An 18762-nucleotide genomic window follows, 5' to 3' on the forward strand; every position below is an offset into this window, starting at 1 on the left:
GCTACAGCGCATATGGGTAGCGCGCGGCCGGTCAGCTTCGCTCCCACCGAGCTACACCATCATCAGGGACACGACCGTTTGCACGCCGCTGCCAATCACTAATACGGGCTACAAATCCTCTCTTCGAACCTTGCTGCACCGTCGAAGCCAACGGCAGTAGCAATATAGCGAAATTCACCTTGTGGGTCTTTCTATTAAACCAACAAGAATCGCTCGGGCGTCCCCTTCGGGCCGGGCTCTATCGCTGGCGCGACGGAACCCGCGTGTCGGTTTCCGCCAATTCGGGTGACGATCCCTGACGCATAAGGCTGGGGCTCCGCCCCTCGCGCGCTGCGAAGTCCCTTCCGCCCAGCTTCCTCCGCTTACGCTCCGTGCAGCCGGTTCCCCGCGAAGGCACTTACTCCGCTTGCCCCCCGCTGTTCGCCACGAGGCAGGGTTTCAGAAACGCATCTGAAACCCATTGCCGAAGGAGGGCAAAACCATGAACACCAACCAACATCACACCGAACCACCACGCGTCTATGTGGCCTGTCTTGCGGCCTACAATAACGGCATCCTGCATGGCGCATGGATTGAGGCGACCGGGGCGTGGAGCATGTGGGAGGCAACCCGCGACATGCTGGCGAAGTCACCAATCCCCGACGCCGAAGAATGGGCTATTCATGATTATGAGGGCTTCGCCTCTATCCGTATCAACGAATATGACAGCTTTGAGCGCGTGGCCGAGCTGGCCGCGTTCATCGCAGAGCATGGCGCGCTTGGCGCGGAATTGATCGACCACTTTTGCGGCGACTTAGAGGAGGCGCGAAGCGCGCTCGATGATCGCCACCTTGGGGAGTATCAGAGCCTCGCCGATTACGTGCAGGATGTAACCGAGGAAACGACCGCGATTCCGCAGAACCTGCGCTATTATATCGACTGGCAAGCGATGGCGCGGGATTGCGAACTCAACGGCGACCTTTTCACCATCCAAACCGCACATGACGCTGTTCATGTCTTCGCAGGGTGCTGACCATGCACCCATCGCACGTTTATCGCTTTCATTGGGAAGGCATCGAGATCGAGGCGACCTATGTTCCCCGCAGTTGGGGAGGCGTGATCGCGCATCTTGAGATCGAAAGCGTCGAGCCGCCGCGCGCTCCGCTGCCAATCACCGAAACAGGCTACAAATCCCACTATCACCCCTGCGGCACCGTTGAAGCCAATGGTGGCGACGTGGTGGCGCAGATCGTTGCGTGGCTGGACGAGGAGGCGACAAAGCCCGAGTGGCGTGCATACGCAGCTAAGAGCCGCCAAGGCGAGCTGTTCTAAAGAGGGGTAACCGCGCCGAGCGCGTGGGTTTCCCTTTCCGCCCTCAAGCCCCGGAACCCCGCCCGATCAAGTGGAAGTGAACGCGCTTCACCAAGCATGTTGAGCCGCGCAAATCTGGGTGCTACGCTTGCTTCAATCGCAAGCGATTGGTGCAAAAAATCGGTCAATTTTTACACACTCTCTTACACAGTCTTTTTCATAGGCCTGATTTATCGTTTATCTTCAATGCGATATATTAGAGTATAAGGGACTTAAAATCCGTTTCCCGTTCGGGAGTGCGGGTTCAAGTCCCGCCATCCGCACCACCTAGAAAAAGCGCGCTTTTCTGAACGGAGAAGTTGCGTCTTTTTTCGATCCGTTCCGACAAATCATGCCGACATTATTCCGACATCCAGTTGCCATTTGGCTGATCAAGCGGAACGGCGCACCCTCACTCAATGAGGTTAAGCCCACCAATTTGCCAATACCAGTTGTCCGAGACCGCCGCCCGGACACATAAAAATGACGCCGCGCATTATCGGAGTGGAGAGGGAGTTTTAATCCCATTGAGATACGTGGATAATGTCGCCATCTAAGTGTAAGGGCGCACCATATATATTTGATCAACCCTGAATCGAGGTCGTTTTCCGAATCGACGGGGCACTGACGGCCGTATCGCTCGGCCGGCGGCTTCGCCCCGGACGGACGCTCCCAATAGTAAGACGTCGTCTTGTCGGAGAGTCGCTTCGAGCGGAAGTAGCGGGGCAGCGCGACCTTAGCCACCGATGCCCTCGAACTCGTCGTCGATGTCGTTCATGCCGGATCCGAACAGCCGCGCCACGACGTCGTCCAGCTGGGCCCTGTGGTAGACGCGCGCGCCGCTCCGACCGATGCGGCGGCTAGACAGCGTCCCCGCCTTCTCCAGAGCATCGAACACCTTCTCCGCGATCCCGGTGTAGGCGAGCGCGTCGTGCTTGATGAACGTGAGTGGAGGCACGGCGAAGATGACCGGCGCGCGTCCGGTCGACGTAGGATTGGCAAGTTTGCCGGCGGCGGCCATGGTCACACCTTTCGGGAGACGGACGTTAGAAATTCAGCGGAGCACGACGACACCGCGCGCAACTTGGCGATGGCGGCGATCATGCGGCGCCTCTCCACAAGGGCAGTTGTCGTGATTGAAAAGGATTCGGCGACGTCGACGCTCGGCCGGGTCGTTCAAAAATGGGCGCATGGTCGTTTGCTCCGCTGTGGGGGAGCAAAGCCAAATAGCGGCTAGATGCCGATCGGTTACCGCCTTCAGCATCCGAGTCCTGGACATGCCGCCGATTGCCTCGACTCCCGAAAGGAGCCGATTCATTAATCGCAGGGCCGCACGATTTAATAGGGGTGTCGATCCAGTTCGTTGGGCGTTTCCAACGGGCGCGTGACGGGCGAGCATGGAAATCGGCGGCCCGTCATAGATTGGCGTCACGCTGCCCGACTTCTCGATCTTCACTGGCTCGCCGGCCGGAATGTATCGCGCTGCGGAACCATCGAGATAACGGATCAGGTGGCCAAGGAATGCGGGGTCGTTCACGTCAGCACTCCCAAGTTACGCAGGATGCTCACACCTTCGTCGGCGGAACGGAAAACATGGTGCGGAACGGCCTTGGCCTTGCACCAGGCGCGGAAATCCTTCTGCAGGTCGGTTAGCGAGCCCGCCTTCGACTTAAGCCGCCGGAGGGCTCGAAGCGCGCGAAGGCGGGCGCAGGATCGAAATTCAGCCGCCTCGATCAGATGAAGAAAGGCGGCATCACGCCACCGATGCCGCCGAACTCCGCGCCACACATCATCGGCCGGCTGGTGGAGATCGGTCTCACCGAAGCGGCCGGGATGGGTGCTGCGCCACTCAGCTGGCAAAGCATCCATGCTTGGCAGACCGTCACCGGAATCCGCCTTGCACCGTGGGAGGCTCGGCTGATCCGGGCCCTGTCCGTCGAATATCTGGCCGAGGGCCGCCGCGCCGAGACCGAGAACTGTCCACCGCCTTGGCGTGCGGAAGTCACGGAACGCGAACGAGAAACCGAGGTCGATCGATTGCGGGTGGTGCTTGGGTGACTCGACACCGCGTGTGATTTTGAGGCAGTGTCGCTCCGGGCAAAGGTATGACGGCAACGCGGGGCTACATGAAAAAATGGGCGGGATTGGTTGTGCTGGGAGCGCTCGCACTGGGGGGCTGCGACAAGCCCGAGATCAAAATCTGCGAAGATTTCATCCTCAATAAGCTGAGGTCGCCCTCCACCTATAAACGCATCAAGGCGAGCGGAATTAAAGTTGGCGAAAAATATTCAGTAACAGTCGAATATGACGCCGCCAACGCATACGGGGCACCGATAAGGGATAACCAGATCTGCGTATTCGGCCTCAAGGACGGCCGTCCGGATACGACCAAAACCTATGACTTCGACCGGGACTTTAGCGGCATCGGTGGCGATCACGATGACGTGCAGGTGTCTATCGACGGAATGGACGCTGAACTCGATGCCGCAGCGCAGCGCATGTCCAACGAGAAATAAGCCGACGCCCCCTCGTCCGTCGACTATTTCGTCACCGCCGCCCGCAATGCATCATTGATGCGGGTCTGCCAGCCCGGCCCCGTCGCGCGGAACTTCTCCAGCACGTCCTTGTCCAGGCGGATAGCGACCTGCTCCTTGTTCGACCCGCGCGGACGCCCGCCACGGCGCGCGCGCCGTTCGGCCAACGCCTGATCGATCGCCGCTTCGCTCACGTCGAAATCGTCCGGGTCGTTCGGATCGGCACTAAGGCCGACGGTAGATTTCGGTTTCCTTGTCATTGCTCTTCCTCACGCTGATGAAGCGAAACGCCGCTCCGCGCATCACATAGACGGCCGTCCAGAGACGGCCATTGACGTCACCGATGACCTTATGCCTGTCTTCCCCGTCCACCGGGCGGATCGAACTCAGCACGATATGGTCATCGTCGCCGAACACCTCGACCCCGAACGTCAACGAAACGCCATGCTTATCGCGGTTGGCTGCGTCCTTCGCGGGGGTCAAATTCAATGTCCATGTAGTTTTTGTATATGCAAAAACAGTGACGGTCAATCAGTTTTTGCATCTACAATAATTGTACCGGAGGTCGCCAATGGCTGACACCGAAGTTCCTGCATTGGAAGTCGGATTCGAAATCGATTTCCATGATGCGTTCGGCCAGTTGAAGACTTTGGATGACCTCATCGGTGCCAGCGCAGCGAACGCCGTCCGCGAGTTTCAGAAGGTCGAAGCAGCGACCAAAGGCGCGGTGAGCCTGCGCGGCGCGACCGCCGAGATCACATCGTTTGGCACTGCCCTCACGAAAGGCGGGGCATCGGCTGCGCGCGAATTGGCCAGCGTCGAGAAGGCTGGCGAGGCGCTGTCCCGCCAACTCGAGCGGCAGACGTCCACGTTCGGCAAGAGCCGCGAACAAATTCGCGCCATGAAGGTCGAAACGGCCGCTCTGGCGGCCGAGCAGATCCGCAACCTCTAAGCACTCGCCGACGCCTACAAGGCCTCTGGCAGTGAAGCCCTAATCGCAGAATCGCGGCTCAAGGCCGAATCCGATGCGATCAGGAAGCGCGGTGACATTGAAACAATGGTCGACCGGCAAGTGCAGGTCGCCATCGCGCAGCGCGTGTCCGACGCCGCGAAGGCGTCCGCGTCGATGCGTGATCAGGCAGCCGCGCAGGAGCAGATCAATGCGCAGGTCGCGGCTGGCCTCGTGCCAGCCGAGCGCGCGGCCGAGCTCCTGCAGGATCGTCTCGCCGACTTGCCGCTGCTCGCCGCGATCGAGGTTGCGCAACAGCGCGGGCTCAAGACGGAGGCCGAAAAGGCCACGGCGGCGCTCGCTGAACAGCAGGCGGTCCGCGAGCGCATGCGCGCAGCGGCGGCGACGGAGCAGTTCAATACCGCAACGGCGGCCGGCAATGACCGACTTGCCGAATTGCGCGAGGAAATGCGGCTGATCGGTGCGACGCAGATGGAACGCGCCGAGGCGCTCGCCACGCTGAAAGCTACTCAGGAGGCCGAGAGGCTGAATGTCGGCGACCGGGCGGCCTATATCGCCCAGCAGGTGCAAATCGCTGTCGAGCAGCAGCGGCTGAACGATCTCCAATGGGACTACAATTATGCCCTGAGCTTCACCTCCGATCAGTGGGATCTGATCGCGCGCAATGTCGAGAACAGCGCGCGTGGCATGGGCGTGGAGTGGCATTATATCGCTCCGGGCAGGCCGATGCAGAACGGTTACGTCGAGAGTTTCAACGGCCGCATGCGCGACGAACTGCTGAACGAGACCCTGTTCCTGAGCCTGGCGCATGTCCGGGTCGAGATCGCCGCTTGGGTGGAAGACTATAACCGGGAGAGGCCGCACTCGGCCCTGGGATACCAGACACCGGCGGCGTTCGCCGCCGAACTCGATAAGCAATGGCCTGCTTCGCTACGCCCTACGGGCTCCGCTACGCAGCCCATTGCTTCAACCCCGATGATGCGCAAAACAACTGCCCGGCTCTAATACCAGCTGGGGGAAAGCTGTGGGTCACGTCACGGCGGAGGCTTCGGCTTCCGCCGCCATTTCTTCGTTGCAAGGCTCGCAGTGTCGTACATGGCGCGACCTGTATTCCTGACAAGGTCAGGCCGGTTCAGGCATTGGGGCGGCCGCGCGCATCCGGCGGGCCGATCTAGATCTAACCTGACCGGAAACAGGATGTGCCTCCAGCTTGAGATCTAGGGCCTCAGCCACCTTTAGCACCGTGTCGAGCGTGGGATTCCCATTCTCGCTTAGCGCCGCATAAAGAGTGGCTCTATTTAGACCGGTTCGTTTGGCGAGGCCGCTCATGCTATGGGCTTTCGCGATTACACCGAGAGCGTTGGCAATATGGCCCGCATGTCCAGAGGCGAGCGCTTCCGATAGGAATGCAGCTTCGGCTTCGGGAGTACCGATGTGCTTCGCCGCATCGAACGGCTTGATGTTGACCATGTTACCTGTCCTTCCTTGGACGATCATTCGTTACAGCGCGGCCTCTAAAGCTCGGCCGCCAGCTTCTTGGCCAGCTTCATGTTCTGCTTCTGGTCGCTTTTATCGCCTCCGCAGAGCAGAATGACCACAACGCGGGCTTGGATTGTGTAATAGACACGATAGCCGGGGCCGACGTGGATGCGCAGTTCGCTGACCTTGTCGCCGAGCGACTTGCTATCCCCGAAGAGCCCCGACTGGACGCGGACGATGCGATCGGTGATCGCGCCCTTGGCCTTTTCATCGGCCAGTTCGCCGAGCCAATCATCAAACTCGTCAGTGGTTGCTACCGTGTACGTCATGTCTATTTTATTAGACGAAACGACGCAGCCTGTCAATTAAAACCGACACATCTACCCCGCCGATCCTGCCAATCGGTGAGTTTCTTCAATCTCTTGGGCCGTCGTACCAAGGGCCTTCGCGATCGCCGCCAACTGGCCATCATCCGGCTCGATGGTGCCTTGCGTCATCGAAATCAGGTCATCGATCGCGATCTTCGTCTTTCTCGCCATCGCGGACAGCGGGACCGCCAGTTGCTGCTGATAGACATGCAGCCAAGGCTCGCCCGCGCGGATTCGGCGTTCCATGGGTGGAATGTGCGGCGGAAACACGAACTCCGTCCCGGGCTGCCAAGGCACGTGCCACGACATGGCTCAAAAGCTCAGCCCGTCCATTTCAGCGTCGTCGACCGCCTGGTTCATATCGCGCTTCCAACATGGTCGCCTCCATCGATCGAATCGCGGGGAGCGGACCATATCACGGGCGGGCCCTTGTTCTTAATCTGTTCTAATATTCCATTCCGACAAACGGCGTAAGGTATTGATATGCGGTAGGGCAACAAACACGGAACGTGTCGGAACCGCCATTGATTCCATTGAAAAATCAATGGTCTTAAAATCCGTTTCCCGTTCGGGAGTGCGCGTTCAAGTCCCGCCATCCGCACCATGCAGAATAGACGCACACCCGGGGCGTTGCGGGCAAGGCGACACAGGCTGACAGCATTGTCACAACGCTGCTTGGCGAACGCACGCCGGCGCGCTAGAGCCGCGATTGGGGCGGTGATGTATCGGGCAGGGATATGACGTCTTCGGCTGCGCCGCCTTATCAGTTCAAGCCCCATGAGCGCCCGACGCTGCCAGGCTCGCCAGCAAATCCCGAGCACCCCGCGCGCAGGATGCTCGGATATTTTCTCGTCGGCGCCCTTGCTGGCCTGACCGGCGGCCTGGGTAACGCGCTCATTACGACCAATCTGAGCTTCCTCCAGGGATCGCTCGGGCTCTACAGCGATGAGGCCGCCTGGCTGCCCGCGGTCTATGTCATGACCAATATCTGCGCCAATCTCCTGCTGATCAAATATCGCATGCAGTTCGGCCTGCAGCCGTTCGTCCGGTGGATGCTGATAGGATACGCCCTAGCCACGCTGGCCCATCTTTTCGTTCACGAGTTCTGGACGGCGCTACTCATTCGCGCAGTCAGCGGCATTGCCGCCAGCGGCCTCACGACACTTTCGGTGGTCTACATGATGCAGGCCATGCCCGCTCCCAAGCGACTTGCGGGCGTCATGCTCGGGATCAGCGTGCCGCAACTGGCGATTCCGCTCGCGCGGATGTTCGCGCCATCACTGCTCGAATGGGGCGACTGGCGCATGGCCTATTATTTCGAATTCGGGCTGGCGCTCGCAACGCTCGCCGCGGTCCTGACGCTCCCGCTGCCTCCCAGCGAACGGAACAAGGTCTTCGAAAGGAACGATTTCCTCACCGTAGCGCTGTTCTTTCCAGGCGTCGCGCTGCTGTGTGCGGTGCTCGGCCTCGGTCGTATCGTCTGGTGGACCGAGGCGCCGTGGATCGGATACGCGCTGATCGGCTCGATCATGCTGATTGGCGCCGCACTTCTGATTGAACATTATCGTGCCAATCCGCTGCTCCGGACGCGCTGGATCGGCACGCGCGAGATCATGCGCATCGCGCTCATCGCCATTTCGGTCCGGATCCTCCTGTCCGAACAATCCTTCGGGTCGATTGGCCTGCTGTCCGCGCTGGGGATGGGCACCGACCAGTTCCAGACGCTCTACATCATAGTCTGCCTGGCCTCGCTGGCAGGGCTGGTGGCCGCGGTCGTGACCTTCAAGCCCGCCAATCCCGGCCGTTCGATCCGCGTCGCCTGCGTCCTGATCGCAATCGGCGCCTTCATGGACGCCAATGCCACCAATCTCACGCGTCCCGAGAATCTCTATGTGAGCCAGGCGCTGATCGGCTTCGGCGCGCTCTACTTCATTGGTCCGGCGATGGTCATCGGCATATCGCGTACGCTACTTGCCGGACCCCAGCACTTCATCAGCTGGATCGTACTCTTCGGCGCGACGCAGAATCTGGGCGGGCTGATCGGCCCGGCCTTCCTCGGCACCTTCCAGGTGATCCGCCAAAAATTCCATTCGCACGAGCTTGTCGAGCAGATCGTGATGACCAATCCGCTGGTCGCGCAGCGGATCGCAAGCGGTGCCGGCGCCATAGGCGGCGTGGTCACCGATCAGACGCTGCGTGCCGCCGAGGGCGTAGCGCTGCTCGCCCTGAAAATCAGGCTGGAGGCGAATATTCTTGCCTATAACGACGTCTTCATGCTGATCGGGGTCATGGCGTGCCTCGCCTTTGTTTGGGGTGTGATGATCCAGTTCCGCATGTGGCGGCTTGGCGAAAAATCACCGGTCGTCCGGCTTGCGGAACACATGCAGGCGGCCATGGCGGCAGTTGCCGCCGAGCAGAACGGGACGAAGCGCGAAGCATGACAGACAGTGAATTGCAGCAGGCCGAAGCCGAGCAGAAGGACGCTCAGGCCTCACCCGTTCCCGAAGGAAGTTCTGCGGATGCACCGCCCGCGTCCTGGCGGCCTCCGGTCAAGGATCGCAAGACGTTGCTGCTCATCGCCTTGCTGGTCATCGCAGCGATCCTCGCCATCCTCTATGCTTGGCGGCTGCCGCCGTTCGCGGGCTGGGTCGAGCAGACCGACAATGCCTATGTGCGTGGCAAGACGACGATCATCAGCCCGCAGGTCTCGGGCTATGTGATCGAGGTTCCGGTCCAGGATTTCCAGCAGGTCAAAGCGGGCCAGATGCTCGTCCGCATCGAGGACCGCGTCTATGGCGCGCGCGTGGATCAGGCGCGCGCCAATGTGCTGACGCAGGACGCCAACCTCGAAAATTCCATTCAAGCCCAACGATCGCGTGAGGCCAACGAGGCCGCGCAGGACGCGGCCATTGGCAGCGCCCAGGCGCAGCTTCTCCGCGCACAGGCCGATATGCGCCGCGTCGACGCGCTCGTGGAGGACGGCTCGGTATCGCTCAGGGAACGCGACCAGACGCTGGCAGTGCTGCGCCAGGCCGAGGCACAGCTACATCAGGCGCGCGCCGCGCGTGAGATCGCGCGGCAGGATGTCCGATCGGTAACGGTTGGACGCGGGGGGCTTTCCGCCGCGGTGGAAGTGGCCAAGGCGCAGGTGCGCCTCGCTGAGATCGATCTCGACCACACCGTCATTCGCGCACCCGAGGCCGGGCAGTTGAGCGAGATCGGCGTGCGTAACGGACAGTTCGTTACCGCGGGCACGCAGCTCATGTTCCTCGTGCCGCGGCAGCTTTGGGTGATCGCCAATTTCAAGGAGGCGCAGACCCGAAACATGCGGATCGGCCAACGCGCTACTTTCCGCGTCGACGCGCTCGGTGGCGAGAAGCTGACCGGTCACGTGGAGAACATGGCGCCGGCCGCCGGCTCCGAGTTTTCGGTGCTGAGACCGGACAATGCGACGGGCAATTTCGTCAAGGTCGCGCAAAGGATCGCGGTGCGCATCCGCATCGATCCCGGCCAGAAGCTGGCCGACCGGTTACGTCCGGGGATGTCGGTCACCGCCCGGATCGACACGCGCGGTGGGCAATGACGCGCGCATTCGCACCACTGTTTGCGCTCGCGCTGCTCGCCGGGGGTTGCGCGGGCCCCGCGATCGATACGGCGACCGTTCCTCCCTTCGAACCTGCCACCAACTGGCGCACCGACGCAGGGCCGACCGCACCCGTTGATCGTGCATGGTGGCAAAGCTTCGGCGACCCCGAGCTCACCCGCCTTGTCGAGCGCGCCATCGCCAACAACACCGAAATCGCGATCGCTGCGGCACGCGTCCGCGAGGCGCGCGCGCAAGAGCTTGCCGCGCGCGCATTGCTGATGCCGACGCTCGATTTCGGCGGCGCGGCGGGGCGCTCGCGCAGCGTCAACGCCTTCGGTCAACCCGTCGAGCAGAATTTCGCCCAGCCGCAATTTCAGGCCGCGTACGAGGTCGACCTGTTCGGCCGCCTGGCCGACCAGGCCGCAGCCGGCCGTGCGGTCTGGCTGGCGAGCAAGGCGGCGCAGGATGCGACCACGCTCGCGGTCGCCTCGGCGGTCGCGAGCGGCTATATCAGCCTGCGCGCGCTCGACGCGCGGCTCGAAGTGACACGCGCGACACTGACCTCGCGCGAAGAGGCCCTTCGCATCGCGCGTTCGCGCAACAAGGCCGGCTATTCTCCATTGCTTGAACTGCGCCAGGCCGAGGCCGAATATCAGGGCGCGGCGCAGCTCGTACCGCAGATCGAACTTGCGATAACACGTCAGGAAGACGTGCTGAGCCAACTCATTGGCGAAACCCCGCGCGCCATCGCACGCGGCACCGAGTTCTTTTCGCTCGCCGAACCCCCGGTGCCCGAGGGGCTCCCGTCGGAATTGCTCCGCCGTCGCCCCGACATAGCCGCAGCCGAATATCAGCTCGCCGCCGCCGATTCGTCGCTGGCCGCGGCGCGCAAGCGTTTCCTGCCACAGTTGCGGCTGTCAGCGGCCGCGGGCGCTGCCTTTTCGACGCTGCTCGCTGATCCGATCACGATCTGGTCGGTGGGCGGCAGCGTGCTCGCGCCGCTGTTTCAGGGCGGCCGCCTCGAAGCCCAGGCCGAAAGCGCCGCCGCGCAACGCGATGCGGCAGCGTTCGCCTATCGCCGCGCGGCACTCGTCGCCTTTCGCGAGGTTGAAGACAATCTGGCCGCGGTGCTGCGGCAGTCCGAACAGTTCGAGCATGTCCGCGCGCAGCGCGATGCGCTCGCGGCGGGGCTGCAACTTGCCACCAATCGATATCGCGCCGGCTATTCGCCCTATCTTGAACAGCTCGACGCGCAGCGCCAGCTCCTGGCCGCTGAGCTGACGCTTATCCAGGCGCACGCCGAGGAACTCTTCGCACGGATCGCGCTCTATCAGGCGATGGGCGGCGGCTGGAGCGCCGAGGAAGTGAGCGCGGCAGAGCAAGACTGACCGGTCATTTCTATTTTTTAGAATAATATGGCCGATTTTATCCCAGTATTTTGATTACCGGTTTCGGGCGAAAGGGAACTCCTGTCCGACGCCAGATGGGTGTCGGCTCTCACAAGGAGAACACCCATGGCCCAGACCCTTGCTCTCAACGCCCAACCCGCCACGGCCGCAACCGACCTTACTGCGCTTGCGGGCCGGGTCGCGCTGAGTGCCATTTTCCTGATCAGCGGCCTTTCCAAGATTGCCGATCCCGCTGCAACGATCGGCTATATCCAGTCCGTCGGATTGCCAGTGCCTCAGCTCGGGCTCGCGATTGCGGTGCTGGTCGAAGTCGCGGGCGGCATCGCACTGATCGCCGGCTATCGCACGCGGCTTGTCGCCGCCGCGCTGGCCGCCTTCTCGGTCGCTGCGGCGGTTGGTTTCCATGCGAACCTGGCCGACCAGAACCAGTTCATCCACTTCTTCAAGAACATCGCAATGGCGGGCGGACTGCTCCAGGTTGCCGCCTTTGGCGCGGGCCGCCTGAGCCTCGACGCACGTCGTTGACCTTCACTCCGTGCTGCGCCGGACTTCACATCCGGCGCCGCATCGCATCAAAATGAGGTTTCCCATGTTCAAGCGCTTCACCGAAAATCCCGTCGATCCGCTCTTCCTCGATCGCTGGTCGCCACGTGCCTATGACGGGTCGGAGATGCCCCAGGCCGATCTGGAGACGCTGTTCGACGCCGCGCGCTGGGCGCCTTCGGCCTATAATTTTCAGCCCTGGCGCTTCCTCTACGCGCGCCGCGGCGACGCGCACTGGCAGTCATTTCTCGACCTGCTCATCCCGTTCAATGCCGGCTGGGCAAAGGAGGCTTCCGCGCTTGTCTTCATTCTTTCCGACACGCTGATGCACACCGACGATCCCGGTCAGCCCTTCGCATCGCACAGCCATAGCTTCGATACGGGCGCGGCATGGGCCCAGCTTGCGCTTCAGGCCACGCGCATGGGCTATCAGGCGCATGGCATGACCGGGCTCGACTTCGACCGTGCACGCACTGCGCTGTCGGTACCCGATCGTTTCCGGATCGAAGCCGCGGCCGCGATCGGTCGCCGGAGTGATCCGCACGTCCTTTCTGATGAGCTCAAGGCGCGCGAGACGCCCAGCAATCGCAAGCCGGTCAACGAATTCGCCTTTGCCGGGCGCTTTCCGGGCTGATCCGCATTTTGCCCAAATTCCTCCCGGGGTCCGGCCCAATGGCCGGCCCCGTTTCCGGACAGAACACACCAACCGGCAGCGCGGTTCGATTTTGCAGACAGCTCAGATAAGCTCGGACAAATTGTTCGAGGAAGTTGAAATGACGAATCCCGGTACGCCTACCTTCGATCAGCTCCGCATCCTGCTCGCAGTCGTCGAGACCGGCAGTTTTGCAGGGGCCGGACGCAGGCTCAATCGCGCGACATCGGTGATCAGCTATGGCATCGCCAATCTCGAGGCGCAGCTCGGTCTCACGCTGTTCGATCGCGAGGCCACGCGCAAACCCAGGCTGACCGTGGCGGGGCATGCCGTGCTCGCCGAGGCCCGGGCGGTAGCGCAGGGGATCGACGGGCTGCGCGCCAAGGTGAAGGGGCTGCTCGACGGGCTCGAGGCCGAGGTCAATCTTGTCGTTGACGTGATGCTGCCATCCGACCGGCTCGGACGCGTCTTGCGCGCCTTTCATGCTGAATTCCCGACGGTGACGCTCAGGCTCCATGTCGAGGCGCTTGGCGCGGTGACCGCACTGGTGCTCGATCGCCGTGCGGTGATCGGCATCAGCGGACCGCTGGCTGCGGAGATGGCGGGGATCGAGCGGATCGATGTCGGCTCGGTGATGATGATTCCCGTGGCAGCGCCCGATCATCCCCTGGCGCGCATGAAACCAATGCCGCCGGGCGCCGGACGCGACCATGTCCAGCTTGTCCTGACCGACCGGTCGCCGCTCACGGAGGGCCGCGACTTTGCCGTCCAGAGTCCGCGCACCTGGAGGCTCGCCGATCTGGGCGCCAAGCACGCGCTGCTGCGCGAAGGCATAGGCTGGGGCAACATGCCCGTCCCGATGATCGAGGCGGATCTGGCGACCGGCGCGCTCGTGCAGCTCGCCATGCCCGACCATGTCTCGGGCGACTACAGTCTTTCGGCCATCTACCGGCGCGACACGCCACCGGGGCCCGCCGCGACCTGGCTGCTGGATCAGTTTGTCAGCTCAGCAGACTATTCAGACATATAGAAAAGTTTGATAGATTTTATTCGGATACCTGAAACGCGTTGATTGACGCACTCTCCCTGTGACGCCGGCGATCCGGCATCCGCCAGGCGGCCCAACTGGGAGATGAACCGTGGCTTCAGTTGCTTTCGACACACCGCCCGCAGGTGCAACCAGAGTGCGCCGCGCCTCGTCCCTGACGATCAGGACTTCGCCGGTTGCCACGCGCATTGTCATTGCGATTGCCACGCTGCTCATCCTGTCGACGATTGCCTGGAACGTGGCTGTCGAGACGGGTTCGGTCCTCATCGGACTCGGCGCCGCCGACATAGCCTTCCTCATCGCAATTTCCTTTGGCCTGTCACTGCGCGGCGCCAGCCGTTCGGCCCGGCATGCCAGGCCACGGCCGCGCTGATGCCCGCAACGCTGGCCGGCGCTGTGCCCCGCTACGGCGATGGGACAATTTGGGACCACGACGCCCCGCATGGGCACGCGCTAAACGGGAATTCGATTCCTTAAGCACGCGCCAGACTTGCCCGGCACCCCGGCAATCGTCCAAAGGCATATGCGTGACCGCCAGAATCGACATGGGAATGGATGGCACCGGCAATCCGGTGCTGATGGACCTCGAGGAGCTTCTTGCCACCCGTCTGCTCGTCCAGGGCAATTCGGGCTCGGGAAAATCGCATCTTTTGCGGCGCCTGCTCGAAGGCAGCGCCGGGCTTGTCCAGCAGGTCGTGATCGACCCGGAGGGCGATTTCGTCTCGCTGTCCGACGCCTTTGGCCATGTCGTGCTCGACGCTGCCGAGCACAGCGAGCACGAGATCAACCGAATCGCCGCGCGCATCCGCGAACACCGTGCCTCTGTGGTGCTCAGCCTCGAGGGGCTCGATATCGACGCGCAGATGCGCTGCGCGGGCGGATTTCTCAATGCGCTGTTCGATGCGCCGCGCGACCACTGGTATCCCGCGCTGGTCGTCGTCGACGAGGCGCAGATGTTTGCGCCGGTCGCAGCCGGCGAATTTTCCGAAGAGGCCCGCCGCGCGTCGTTGGGCGCGATGACCAACCTCATGTGCCGCGGTCGCAAACGCGGGCTTGCGGGCGTGATCGCGACGCAGCGCCTCGCCAAGCTCGCCAAGAATGTCGCGGCCGAGGCGTCCAACTTCCTGATGGGCCGCACCTTTCTCGACATCGACATGGCGCGCGCCGCCGACCTGCTGGGCATGGAGCGCCGTCAGGCCGAGCAGATCCGTGACCTTGAGCGCGGCCGCTTCCTGGCGCTCGGTCCCGCAGTGTGCCGTCGTCCGGTCGCAGTGAAGATCGGCGAGGTGAAGACGGGTGCGCGCGGCGGCACGCCAAAGCTGACGCCGCTGCCGACTGCGGCGCCCGAGGATCTGGAAAACCTGCTATTCGCTGCGATCGAGGCGCCCCCGCCGCCGCCTCCCCCGCCGCCGCCGCGCGTGACATCGGAAGATCTGATCCGCTCGATTGCACGCCCGATCCTTCAGCCAGCGACACCGGCTGCCGCTGGCCCGCAGATGGAGGAAGGCGCGCGCGCGGAGATCATTTCGGCGGTCCTCGCGGAGATTGTCGAGGATCCCGATGCGACCTATCGCACCGCCGCCGTGCTCTATCAGGATTTCGGGCTGCGCTGCCGGATGCGGCAGCTCGGTGACCCGGGGCTCGACCTTGCCCGGTTCCGCAAGCGGCTTGCCATGGCGCGCGCAGGGATTTTCGAAGAGGGCGACGAGAGCTGGGCGGAGGCGCTCGATCTCGCGACGCAACTGCCCGAGGACATGCTGGGCGCGTTTCTGATGATCGCGCGCGCGGCCAAAGAAGGCACGCCCTGCCCGTCCGACACCGAGCTTGCCGAAGTCTATGGCACGCGCTCGCCCGGCCGCGTGCGGCGCATGCTGAGCTATATCGAATCGCGCGGGCTGCTCGTCGCGCGCGTCGATCTTTCGGGCAAGCGAACACTGACGCTGCCCAATCTGGGCTGGACCACTGCCCCCGCCATTCCCGAAATCGACCAGCCCGCGCCCTCGCAGATGCGCGGCAATGCGGACATGGGTTCGCTGCTCTAGGACACGTTATGGATTTTGACGCGCTGCTCCGGCACTATTTCGGCACCGCCGACATCGAGAGTGTAACGGATGAGAGCTTCGCGCGCGGCCACGAGGCGCTGGCGATCGACTTCGGCACCGAACGCGATCCAGGTCGCCGATTCGCGCTATGGGCCCTCATGCACATGCTCGGAGTTGCGCCCGCTCCCGCCGACATATTCGAGACCGAAATGGAGCGTGAAGCCGCATGGCGCTTCATGCGAATCGCCGACCGTACCAACGATCCCTGAGTTCGTTATTATTGCGAATTGATCGCATTAGTGTTGCACGAGGGTGCAGATGAAGCTATGCGCCCCAAAACAAATCTTACGTTGATCCTTGTCCGGGAGGCTGTATCGACGGCGCCATTGGCACACGCCCGGCGTCGACAGACATGGCATGCCGGGCTTTTGCCCCGTTTTGACCAATGAGAGTGGTAGTGGAATGAGCGACCGTAACGCCGGTGCACAGCTGATCGCACCTTCGGCCAGCCTGTCCGTCGAGGAAGTGCTGAGCGTGCGTCACTGGAACGAGCATCTTTTCAGCTTCACGATCACGCGCCCGTCGAGCTTCCGCTTCCGCTCGGGCGAGTTCGTGATGCTGGGGCTCCCCGCCGACGGCCGGCCGCTGCTGCGCGCCTATTCGATCGCAAGCCCCGCCTATGCCGAGGAGCTCGAAATCCTCTCGATCAAGGTGCCCGATGGTCCGCTGACCTCGAAGCTCCAGCTCATCCAGCCGGGCGACCAGCTGTTCCTCGGGCGCAAGCCGACGGGTACGCTCGTCGCCGACGCGCTCCTCCCCGGCAAGCGGCTGTTCCTGCTGTCGACGGGCACGGGCCTTGCGCCCTTCCTCAGCATCATCCGCGATCCCGAAATCTATGACCGCTTCAACCAGATCGTTCTGGTCCACAGCGTCCGTCGCGTCTCGGACCTGGCCTTCCGCGACGAACTCGAGGCACAGCTGGCGGGCGACCCGCTGGTGCAGGATCAGGCGCTGCTCCAGTTCAGCTATGTGCCCACCGTGACGCGCGAGGAGTTCCGCACTACGGGACGCATCGAGGCGCTGATCGAGAACGGCAAGATCTTCGAAGGACCGCTTGCCGGCCCCAAGCATTTCGATCCCGAGCATGACCGCGTGATGCTGTGCGGCAGCATGGCGATGATCAAGGAAACCGCGGCGATGCTCGACGAGCGTGGCTTCAGCGAAGGCTCGAACAACAATCCGGGCCATTACGTGATCGAGCGCGCTTTCGTCGGCTGAGCCGGCTTCCATTTCGTTAACGTCACGGGGGTTGGCAGGACCGGCCTGCCAACCTAGAGCGGTTCCGGAATTCTGGAACCGAGCCGTGACGATCCGCGCCCTTTTTCCTGCCCTCGCCGCCTTTGTGCTGGCCGCCTGCAGCGGCGGGAACCCCGACGGCTCCATCGAGGTCGTCGCGATCGGCCCCGAGCCCCGGCTCGAAACGAGCGACAATACGCCTTCCGCCATTCTCAGGCTTTCCACCGCACAGGGACTCGTCGCCTTCGATGCGACGGGCCAGATCGAACCGGGGCTCGCGGAGCGCTGGATCGTTTCGGACGACGGCCTCAGCTACATTTTTCGCCTGCGCGATGCCGAATGGCGTCCGGGGCGCCCCGTCATCGCAAGCGATCTCGCGCGCATGCTGCGCCGGCAGATTTCCTCCAATGCCGGCCACCGGCTTGCGCGGTTGTTCAGTGCGGTCGAAGCGGTGATCCCGGTGACCGAGGACATCATCGAAATCAGGCTGCGACAGCCGCGACCGCAATTTCTCGCGCTCCTGGCGCAGCCCGAGCTTGCGATGACGTCGGGCAAGCTCGGCGCGGGTCCATTTCGTCCGTCCGTGCAAAAAGGCGGCTTTGTGATGCTCGATCCGATCGGTGATCGCGAAGATCCCGCTACCGCACAGGCGCGCAATCCCGTGCGGCTGGTTGGAAATCGCGCCGCGGCGGCGGTCGCGCGCTATGATCGCGAACGGGCTGACCTCGTGCTCGGCGGCACCTTTGCGGACCTGCCCTATGCGCGCGTGATAGATCCCCCACGGGGGCAATTGCGCTTCGACCCCGCACCGGGCCTGTTCGGGCTCGCTGTAGCCGACCAGAAGGGTTTTCTCGCTTCGGCCGACAATCGCGAGGCGGTGTCGATGGCGATCGATCGGCAGGCGCTTGTCCGAATTTTCGATATACCGGGCTGGAACCCGGTGCATGCGATCATACCCGCGCGACTCGACCTCGCGGCGGACCCTGTCCAGCCCGAATGGCTGCGCGCCGACCGCGAGCAGCGCGTGGCGATCGCGCGCGCGCGCGTTTCGGCGTGGCGGGGCAACAACGCGGAATTTCCGCGACTGCGCATCGCATTGCCCGCTGGCGCCGGATCGAAGCTGCTTTTCGCGCGCCTCGCGGTCGATCTTGGACGGATCGGTATCATCGCCGAGCGCGCCGCCCCGGATGCACCGGCCGATCTCAGGCTGATCGACGAGGTAGCGCCCAATGAAAGCGCGACCTGGTACCTGACACGCTTGTCCTGCGCCTATCGGCTGCCCTGCGGCGAAACCGGCGATGCGGCGCTCGCCACTTCACGCGGCGCATCGAGCCTTGCCGAGCGCTCGATCAAGCTCAGCGAGGCCGACTCTGCCTATGCGGTCAACGTCCCCTTCATCCCGCTCGCTACACCCGTGCGCTGGTCGCTGGTGAGGCCGCGACTGCAAGGCTTCAGGCCCAATGCGCGCGCGATCCACCCTCTCAACCACTTGTTGAAGGAATAGCG

24 protein-coding genes and 1 pseudogene are annotated in these 18762 nt (G+C 63.0%); 17 read left to right on the forward strand and 8 right to left on the reverse strand.

The window, feature by feature from the left end; translation table 11 throughout:
- The first annotated feature begins 460 nt into the window (after positions 1-460).
- Together MKI88_RS13135 and MKI88_RS13140 are read left to right on the forward strand one after the other, a co-directional pair.
- Positions 461-1012 carry an antirestriction protein ArdA gene (locus MKI88_RS13135; protein WP_241631842.1) on the forward strand — a complete coding sequence of 184 codons (552 nt, stop codon included), beginning with the start codon at positions 461-463 and terminating at the stop codon, positions 1010-1012.
- Between the two features lie 2 nt (positions 1013-1014).
- On the forward strand, positions 1015-1311 hold the full coding sequence (locus tag MKI88_RS13140; RefSeq protein ID WP_241631843.1) for a hypothetical protein: 297 nt from the start codon (positions 1015-1017) through the stop codon (positions 1309-1311).
- Positions 1312-2065: 754 nt separating this feature from the next.
- On the opposite strand, the gene MKI88_RS13145 is transcribed toward MKI88_RS13140, so the two are convergent.
- Positions 2066-2350 carry a hypothetical protein gene (locus tag MKI88_RS13145; protein ID WP_241631844.1) on the reverse strand — a complete coding sequence of 95 codons (285 nt, stop codon included), beginning with the start codon at positions 2348-2350 and terminating at the stop codon, positions 2066-2068.
- Between the two features lie 33 nt (positions 2351-2383).
- Positions 2384-2866 carry a hypothetical protein gene (locus MKI88_RS13150; protein WP_241631845.1) on the reverse strand — a complete coding sequence of 161 codons (483 nt, stop codon included), beginning with the start codon at positions 2864-2866 and terminating at the stop codon, positions 2384-2386.
- 200 nt (positions 2867-3066) lie between these two features.
- Between MKI88_RS13150 and MKI88_RS13155 the strand changes: the two genes are divergently transcribed.
- Both MKI88_RS13155 and MKI88_RS13160 read left to right on the forward strand, forming a co-directional pair.
- The gene (locus MKI88_RS13155; RefSeq protein ID WP_241631846.1) at positions 3067-3387 is read left to right on the forward strand and encodes a hypothetical protein; all 321 of its coding nucleotides are present in this window, start codon (positions 3067-3069) and stop codon (positions 3385-3387) included.
- Positions 3388-3455: 68 nt separating this feature from the next.
- A complete protein-coding gene (locus tag MKI88_RS13160; RefSeq protein WP_241631847.1) occupies positions 3456-3845 on the forward strand; it encodes a hypothetical protein in 390 nt (129 codons plus the stop codon).
- Positions 3846-3868: 23 nt separating this feature from the next.
- On the opposite strand, the gene MKI88_RS13165 is transcribed toward MKI88_RS13160, so the two are convergent.
- Positions 3869-4123, reverse strand: coding sequence for a BrnA antitoxin family protein (locus MKI88_RS13165; protein ID WP_241631848.1), 255 nt, complete (start codon positions 4121-4123; stop codon positions 3869-3871).
- Positions 4089-4298, reverse strand: a complete 210-nt coding sequence (locus tag MKI88_RS13170) for a BrnT family toxin (protein ID WP_241631849.1) — start codon at positions 4296-4298, stop codon at positions 4089-4091. The genes MKI88_RS13165 and MKI88_RS13170 overlap by 35 nt, the downstream gene beginning before the upstream one ends.
- 136 nt (positions 4299-4434) lie before the next feature.
- On the opposite strand from MKI88_RS13170, the gene MKI88_RS13175 reads away from it, so the two are divergent.
- A complete protein-coding gene (locus MKI88_RS13175; RefSeq protein ID WP_241631850.1) occupies positions 4435-4815 on the forward strand; it encodes a hypothetical protein in 381 nt (126 codons plus the stop codon).
- Between the two features lie 39 nt (positions 4816-4854).
- Here the strand turns inward: MKI88_RS13175 and MKI88_RS13180 are convergent, their stop codons facing one another.
- The gene (locus MKI88_RS13180; protein ID WP_241631851.1) at positions 4855-5127 is read right to left on the reverse strand and encodes a hypothetical protein; all 273 of its coding nucleotides are present in this window, start codon (positions 5125-5127) and stop codon (positions 4855-4857) included.
- Positions 5128-5526: 399 nt separating this feature from the next.
- Between MKI88_RS13180 and MKI88_RS13185 the strand changes: the two are divergent.
- Positions 5527-5838, forward strand: a pseudogene (locus MKI88_RS13185) (transposase); the annotation flags it as partial.
- Between the two features lie 117 nt (positions 5839-5955).
- On the opposite strand, the gene MKI88_RS13190 reads toward MKI88_RS13185, so the two are convergent.
- From MKI88_RS13190 to MKI88_RS13200, 3 genes are read right to left on the reverse strand one after another with little or no spacing between them, the layout of a single operon-like run.
- Positions 5956-6303 (reverse strand): addiction module antidote protein, encoded by a 348-nt coding sequence (locus MKI88_RS13190; protein WP_241631852.1) that lies wholly within the window; start codon positions 6301-6303, stop codon positions 5956-5958.
- A gap of 44 nt (positions 6304-6347) precedes the next feature.
- Positions 6348-6641, reverse strand: a complete 294-nt coding sequence (locus MKI88_RS13195) for a type II toxin-antitoxin system RelE/ParE family toxin (RefSeq protein WP_241631853.1) — start codon at positions 6639-6641, stop codon at positions 6348-6350.
- 51 nt (positions 6642-6692) lie between these two features.
- Positions 6693-6950 carry a hypothetical protein gene (locus tag MKI88_RS13200; protein WP_241631854.1) on the reverse strand — a complete coding sequence of 86 codons (258 nt, stop codon included), beginning with the start codon at positions 6948-6950 and terminating at the stop codon, positions 6693-6695.
- Positions 6951-7417: 467 nt separating this feature from the next.
- Between MKI88_RS13200 and MKI88_RS13205 the strand changes: the two genes are divergently transcribed.
- From MKI88_RS13205 to MKI88_RS13255, 11 genes are all read left to right on the forward strand, one after another.
- On the forward strand, positions 7418-9121 hold the full coding sequence (locus MKI88_RS13205) for an MFS transporter (protein ID WP_241631855.1): 1704 nt from the start codon (positions 7418-7420) through the stop codon (positions 9119-9121).
- A complete protein-coding gene (locus MKI88_RS13210; RefSeq protein WP_241631856.1) occupies positions 9118-10263 on the forward strand; it encodes an HlyD family secretion protein in 1146 nt (381 codons plus the stop codon). The genes MKI88_RS13205 and MKI88_RS13210 overlap by 4 nt, the downstream gene beginning before the upstream one ends.
- Positions 10260-11654, forward strand: a complete 1395-nt coding sequence (locus tag MKI88_RS13215; RefSeq protein ID WP_241631857.1) for an efflux transporter outer membrane subunit — start codon at positions 10260-10262, stop codon at positions 11652-11654. The genes MKI88_RS13210 and MKI88_RS13215 overlap by 4 nt, the downstream gene beginning before the upstream one ends.
- A 126-nt stretch (positions 11655-11780) precedes the next feature.
- Positions 11781-12200, forward strand: a complete 420-nt coding sequence (locus MKI88_RS13220) for a DoxX family protein (RefSeq protein ID WP_241631858.1) — start codon at positions 11781-11783, stop codon at positions 12198-12200.
- A 64-nt stretch (positions 12201-12264) separates the two neighbouring features.
- Positions 12265-12852, forward strand: coding sequence for a nitroreductase family protein (locus tag MKI88_RS13225; RefSeq protein WP_241631859.1), 588 nt, complete (start codon positions 12265-12267; stop codon positions 12850-12852).
- 139 nt (positions 12853-12991) lie between these two features.
- Positions 12992-13900 carry a LysR family transcriptional regulator gene (locus MKI88_RS13230; protein ID WP_241631860.1) on the forward strand — a complete coding sequence of 303 codons (909 nt, stop codon included), beginning with the start codon at positions 12992-12994 and terminating at the stop codon, positions 13898-13900.
- Between the two features lie 109 nt (positions 13901-14009).
- Entirely contained in the window at positions 14010-14291 is a 282-nt protein-coding gene (locus tag MKI88_RS13235; RefSeq protein ID WP_241631861.1) for a hypothetical protein, read from the forward strand.
- 154 nt (positions 14292-14445) lie between these two features.
- Entirely contained in the window at positions 14446-15960 is a 1515-nt protein-coding gene (locus MKI88_RS13240; RefSeq protein ID WP_241631862.1) for an ATP-binding protein, read from the forward strand.
- Positions 15961-15968: 8 nt separating this feature from the next.
- Positions 15969-16229, forward strand: coding sequence for a hypothetical protein (locus MKI88_RS13245; RefSeq protein ID WP_241631863.1), 261 nt, complete (start codon positions 15969-15971; stop codon positions 16227-16229).
- Between the two features lie 193 nt (positions 16230-16422).
- Positions 16423-17238, forward strand: a complete 816-nt coding sequence (locus MKI88_RS13250) for a ferredoxin--NADP reductase (RefSeq protein WP_241631864.1) — start codon at positions 16423-16425, stop codon at positions 17236-17238.
- Positions 17239-17323: 85 nt separating this feature from the next.
- Positions 17324-18760: an ABC transporter substrate-binding protein gene (locus tag MKI88_RS13255; RefSeq protein WP_241631865.1), complete on the forward strand. Its 1437-nt coding sequence runs from the start codon at positions 17324-17326 to the stop codon at positions 18758-18760.
- Positions 18761-18762: the final 2 nt, after the last annotated feature.

The organism is Sphingomonas sp. LaA6.9, from assembly GCF_022601895.1.
Taxonomy (GTDB): domain Bacteria; phylum Pseudomonadota; class Alphaproteobacteria; order Sphingomonadales; family Sphingomonadaceae; genus Sphingobium_A.

Bases quoted from the DNA above. Each gene is read 5' to 3' on its own strand.
- MKI88_RS13140 (WP_241631843.1), top strand. From the start codon at position 1,015: ATGCACCCATCGCACGTTTATCGCTTTCATTGGGAAGGCATCGAGATC.
- MKI88_RS13145 (WP_241631844.1), bottom strand. From the start codon at position 2,350: ATGGCCGCCGCCGGCAAACTTGCCAATCCTACGTCGACCGGACGCGCG.
- MKI88_RS13155 (WP_241631846.1), top strand. From the start codon at position 3,067: ATGAAGAAAGGCGGCATCACGCCACCGATGCCGCCGAACTCCGCGCCA.
- MKI88_RS13160 (WP_241631847.1), top strand. From the start codon at position 3,456: ATGAAAAAATGGGCGGGATTGGTTGTGCTGGGAGCGCTCGCACTGGGG.
- MKI88_RS13165 (WP_241631848.1), bottom strand. From the start codon at position 4,123: ATGACAAGGAAACCGAAATCTACCGTCGGCCTTAGTGCCGATCCGAAC.
- MKI88_RS13175 (WP_241631850.1), top strand. From the start codon at position 4,435: ATGGCTGACACCGAAGTTCCTGCATTGGAAGTCGGATTCGAAATCGAT.
- MKI88_RS13190 (WP_241631852.1), bottom strand. From the start codon at position 6,303: ATGGTCAACATCAAGCCGTTCGATGCGGCGAAGCACATCGGTACTCCC.
- MKI88_RS13195 (WP_241631853.1), bottom strand. From the start codon at position 6,641: ATGACGTACACGGTAGCAACCACTGACGAGTTTGATGATTGGCTCGGC.
- MKI88_RS13205 (WP_241631855.1), top strand. From the start codon at position 7,418: ATGACGTCTTCGGCTGCGCCGCCTTATCAGTTCAAGCCCCATGAGCGC.
- MKI88_RS13210 (WP_241631856.1), top strand. From the start codon at position 9,118: ATGACAGACAGTGAATTGCAGCAGGCCGAAGCCGAGCAGAAGGACGCT.
- MKI88_RS13215 (WP_241631857.1), top strand. From the start codon at position 10,260: ATGACGCGCGCATTCGCACCACTGTTTGCGCTCGCGCTGCTCGCCGGG.
- MKI88_RS13220 (WP_241631858.1), top strand. From the start codon at position 11,781: ATGGCCCAGACCCTTGCTCTCAACGCCCAACCCGCCACGGCCGCAACC.
- MKI88_RS13225 (WP_241631859.1), top strand. From the start codon at position 12,265: ATGTTCAAGCGCTTCACCGAAAATCCCGTCGATCCGCTCTTCCTCGAT.
- MKI88_RS13230 (WP_241631860.1), top strand. From the start codon at position 12,992: ATGACGAATCCCGGTACGCCTACCTTCGATCAGCTCCGCATCCTGCTC.
- MKI88_RS13245 (WP_241631863.1), top strand. From the start codon at position 15,969: ATGGATTTTGACGCGCTGCTCCGGCACTATTTCGGCACCGCCGACATC.
- MKI88_RS13250 (WP_241631864.1), top strand. From the start codon at position 16,423: ATGAGCGACCGTAACGCCGGTGCACAGCTGATCGCACCTTCGGCCAGC.